The sequence below is a fragment of the Pinirhizobacter sp. genome, from assembly GCF_035317885.1.
GTDB lineage: Bacteria > Pseudomonadota > Gammaproteobacteria > Xanthomonadales > Rhodanobacteraceae > Pinirhizobacter.
Genome location: NZ_DATHFX010000076.1, coordinates 1 through 4,310 on the forward strand (window position 1 = coordinate 1; position 4,310 = coordinate 4,310).

The following is a 4,310-nucleotide window of genomic DNA, read 5'->3' on the forward strand; positions in this document are numbered from 1 at the left end:
CCGGCCACCACGGCCCCGGAGGATACGATCACCACGTCGCGCCCCAGCGCATGGCAGGCGGAAACGAAATGGGCCAGGCCCAGCGCGTGCCTCGGCGTGAGGCCACCGTCCGGTGCCGCCAGCAGGCTGCTGCCGACCTTCAGCACGGCGCGGCGCCAGGGTGGCAGTGCGCGTTCGCTGAAGACCGATGCCATGGCCGCCTAGCCTGCCAGGGCGTCGAGGCGGGCGCGGAGTTCGTCCAGTCCCAACGCATGGCCCGCTCCGGGCGACACGCGCGCGGCGAGGCTGGATTCAGGGCTCCTGCCCTCGCCCGCCGACGCGGCCGTCTCGGCAGCGGCGCGGTAAGCATCACGGAACGGCACGCCGGCGGCGGCCTGCTCGATGGCCACGTCCGTGGCATACATCGCAGGCTCGATCGCCGCGCGCATGCGTTCGGCCTTCCATGTCATCCGGGCCAGCATGTCCGGCACCAGTTCCAGCGCGGACAATCCATGGGTGAAGCCATGGAATAGGGATCCCTTGGAGAATTGCAGGTCGCGCTGGTACCCGGACGGGAGCGACAGCAGTTGTTCGATCTCGGTGCGGGCGGCGGCTACCGTGGCATAGCTGGCGCGAAGCAGCTCCACGACGTCCGGATTGCGCTTGTTCGGCATGATCGACGAACCGGTGGTGTATTCCCCGGGAAGGGAGACAAAGTCGAACTCGGCCGTGGTGAACAACGACAGATCCCAGGCCAGGCGGCGAAGGTCCAGGAGCGCGGACGTCATGGCTTCAAGCGCGGCCATCTCGAACTTGCCGCGTGAAAGCTGCGCGTAGATCGGTGACACCTGCATGCGGCCGAAGCCAAGCGCGGTGGTGGTGTACTGGCGATCCAGCGGCAGGTTCACGCCATAGCCCGCCGCGGTGCCAAGCGGATTGGCATCGATCCAGTCGGCGGTGGCGCGCGCGCGGACGGCGTTGTCGATGAAGCCTTCGGCGAAGCCTGCGAACCACATCGCCGTGGACGACACCACGGCCCGCTGCAGGTGGGTGTATCCCGGCAGCGGCAGGCTCTCGGCTGCGGCGCGGTCAAGGCAGGTGCGGGCAATGGCGATGTCGAGCACGGCCAGGCTGGCAAGCTGGTCCTTCAGCCACAACCGCGTGGCCACCAGGATCTGGTCGTTGCGGCTGCGACCGGTATGCACGCGGCGGCCTGCATCGCCCAGGCGCTCGGTCAGCCGGGCCTCGATGGCCGAATGGCCATCTTCGAAGCGGTCGTCCAGCACGAAGCTGCCGCTGCGGAAATCATCGGCCAGTAGGTTGAGTTCGCGCGCAATGGCGGCGGCTTCGTCGTGGCTGACCACGCCGATGCGCGCCAGGCCCTGCACGTGGGCCTGGCTGGCCTGGATGTCGTGCAGGAAGAATTCCCGGTCAAGCACGACATCCGCGCCGGCGAGGAATTTCATGATCCGCGCGTCCACCTTGCTATCGGATTTTTGCCACAGGGGTTGTGCCATGGCGATCAGTCCTTGGGAATGGCGGTGAACTCGTCGAAGCCGAGCACGTGGTTGAGGTTCTGCATGGCCTGGGTGGCCGCGCCTTTGAGGAGGTTATCCAGCGTCGCCACCACCACCACGCGCTTGCCATCGTTGGACACGGTGAACCCGCCCACTTCGGCATGATGTTTGTGGGCGATGCGGCTCACCCAGGGCGCTTCATCGAGCACCCTCACCAACGGCTCGCTGGCATAGCGCTGGCGGAAACGCGCGGCGATGTCTTCCAGCTTCACCGGCCGCGCCACATAGATATTGGTGGTGACGGTAAGGCCGCGGAAATGCGGCGCCACGTGCGGCAGGAATTCCACCGGCACGCCCAGGTGGCGGCTGGCTTCGCGCTCGTGCGTGTGGCCAGTGAGCGTGTATGGCATCAGGTTGTCCCGGAGCTTTTCCGGATCGTTCTTGTCCGAAGGCGTGGTTCCGGCGCCGGAATAGCCCGACACGCCGAACGACACCGGCGGCGCGGCCAGGAGATCTTTCAGCGGCTCGATCGACAACTGGATGGCCGTGGCGTAGCAACCGGGGTTGCTTACCTTCCTCTGGCCACGCCAGAGACCGCGGGTCAATTCAGGCAGGCCGTAATACCACTCTTCGTTGAAGCGGTAGTCCGCCGAGAGATCCACGATCACCGTATCGGGCCTGGCGGCATCCAGCGCCTGGACATAGGGTGCCGCCTTGCCATTGGGCAGGGCCAGCACCACGGCGTCGGCGCCCTTCGCTGCCACCTCCGCGGCATCCAGGCTCTCGTAGCGAAGATCGCCGGTGAAACCGTCGATGTGATCGGCCACGCGCTGGCCGGCGAGCTCGCGCGAGGAAACGAAGGTGAGCTCCATACCCGGATGGGCCTGGACCAGGCGGATCAACTCAGCGCCGGTGTGCCCACGGGCGCCGACGATGCCGATGCGTTTTGACGTCATGGTTCCACCAGGGTGGCAGGCCGCGTGGCGCAATGCGCCACGCAGCGTTCGATATCCGCGAAGTCGGGCATGCCATACCAGAACACTTTCCAGCGTTCCTGCTTGTAGCAACCGTCGGATTCGGCGTAATAGAAATGGTTGATGGCATTGCCATGGCGCGAGCGCCAGAACAGGCGGGGGTTTTCATCGCGCATCACCTGCCACACGGCACGCCCCAGGCCTTCGCCCTGGGCGTCGTCGAGCACGGCGAACTTGTCCAGGTAGGTGTAGCCATCTTCGTCGGTGAGGATCATCGCGGCGCGGTAATTCTCGCTGACGTAGATGCGATAAGGCCTGGTGCGCTCGAAGTAGTCGGCAACCACCGACCGGCCGAAGCTCGATTCCACCAGGCTGCGCATGCGTTCAAGGTCCACGCCCTGCCACGACTCGAACTTCAGCACGCGCTCGCCACGGCGCACCAGCGTGCCCGAACCCTTGTGGGTGAAGAGTTCCTTGGCCAGTTCCGAGGGCTGGGTGATTGACACGCTGGAGGTCAACGGCAGGCCGTCAAGGAGATCCTTGATCTGCTCGATCTTCAGGCGCATGCCCGAATGCAGCCAGGGCTGTTTCAGCAGCGCTTCGTACTCGGTGGACAGATTGATCGAATCGATGATCTTGCCGTCGCCGTCGAGCAGGCCGCCCGTGCCGGTCAGGAATACGATCTTGTACGGCTGCAGCACGCGCACCAGTTCATTGGCGGCGAAATCGGCGTTGATGTTCAGGATCTGGCCGCTGTCGGTTTCACCAAGGCTTGCGATCACCGGGATGGAACCAGCACGCAGGCTCGCTTCGATCGGCGCCAGGTTGATCTCGCGTACCTTGCCAACCAGGCCGTAAGTTTCCCGGTCAAGGAAATCGGAAGCGAACACGCCCGACGGCACCGAGGTGGCACGTGTGTCGGACTGCTGCAGCGCTTCGACCAGGCGCAGGTTCTGCGCCTGGAACACGCGGCGCACGATGGCCAGCGCCTCGGGCGAGGTGACGCGCAGGCCACCGACGGTCTGCTTGACGATCCCGGCGGCAGCGAGTTCCTCGTCCAGCTGCGGGCCGGCGCCGTGCAGCACGATGGGCGTCAGGCCCACCTGTTGCAGGAAGGCCAGCGATGAAGTGAGCGCGGGCAGATCATCGCGCAGCACCGCGCCGCCGACCTTCACCACCGCAAAGCGGCTGGCGTCGAGCTGCGAGAAACGTTTCAGGTATTGCTGGATTTCCCGCGCGCTGCCCATGCTCGACAGGAGGCGCACAATGGTCTTGCGGGTGTGCTTATGCGTTTCCACTGTCCACGATCCTGTAGATGGTGCGGGCATAGTCTTCAAGTTGGGCAAGGGATACCCACTCATCGGCGGTGTGCGCCTGGGCGATATCCCCGGGGCCGTAGACGAACGCGATGAAGCCGGCAGCAGAGAACAGCGCCGCTTCCGTCCAGAAGTCCACGGCGTTGCCCACCGGGATGCCCAATTCATCGGCGATATCGCGCGAGGCCAGACGGCGAGCCTCCGCGGTGGCGGTGTCGCCCGCGGGAAGTGAATCGCCGCGGAAGGTCTCGCCATATTCCACCGGGAAGGGCTCGACCAGGGTACGGAAGGTCTCGAGCATGCGGTCGGCGTCCATCGATGGCAGGGGACGGAAGCCGAAGCGGATGTCGCCCGTGGGAGCGATCATGTTGGCCTTGATGCCGCCCTCGACCTTGCCGATGTTGAAGCGCAGGCCCGTCAAGCCACCGAAACGCTCGTGCGACTGGGCTTGCTGGAAGTCCAGCGCGGCGGCACCCCAGCGGATGGCCTGGTGCAAGGCGCTGTCGCTGGGCTGCTGGTCGCCC

4 protein-coding genes and 1 pseudogene are annotated in these 4,310 nt (G+C 65.6%); all 5 read right to left on the reverse strand.

Annotated features, from left to right (window positions below; translation table 11 throughout):
• Positions 1 to 194, reverse strand: a pseudogene (locus VK519_RS02370) (glutamate 5-kinase); the annotation flags it as partial.
• A gap of 6 nt (positions 195 to 200) precedes the next feature.
• Positions 201 to 1,496 (reverse strand): argininosuccinate lyase, encoded by a 1,296-nt coding sequence (argH, locus tag VK519_RS02375; protein WP_324347301.1) that lies wholly within the window; start codon positions 1,494 to 1,496, stop codon positions 201 to 203.
• 5 nt (positions 1,497 to 1,501) lie between these two features.
• Positions 1,502 to 2,452, reverse strand: a complete 951-nt coding sequence (gene argC, locus VK519_RS02380) for an N-acetyl-gamma-glutamyl-phosphate reductase (protein WP_324347303.1) — start codon at positions 2,450 to 2,452, stop codon at positions 1,502 to 1,504.
• Positions 2,449 to 3,798: an acetylglutamate kinase gene (locus tag VK519_RS02385; RefSeq protein WP_414692682.1), complete on the reverse strand. Its 1,350-nt coding sequence runs from the start codon at positions 3,796 to 3,798 to the stop codon at positions 2,449 to 2,451. Before VK519_RS02385 ends, argC begins: the two co-directional genes overlap by 4 nt.
• A partial coding sequence (locus VK519_RS02390) for a M20/M25/M40 family metallo-hydrolase (protein ID WP_324347307.1) occupies positions 3,755 to 4,310 on the reverse strand: 556 nt, incomplete at its 5' end. The genes VK519_RS02390 and VK519_RS02385, both read right to left, overlap by 44 nt.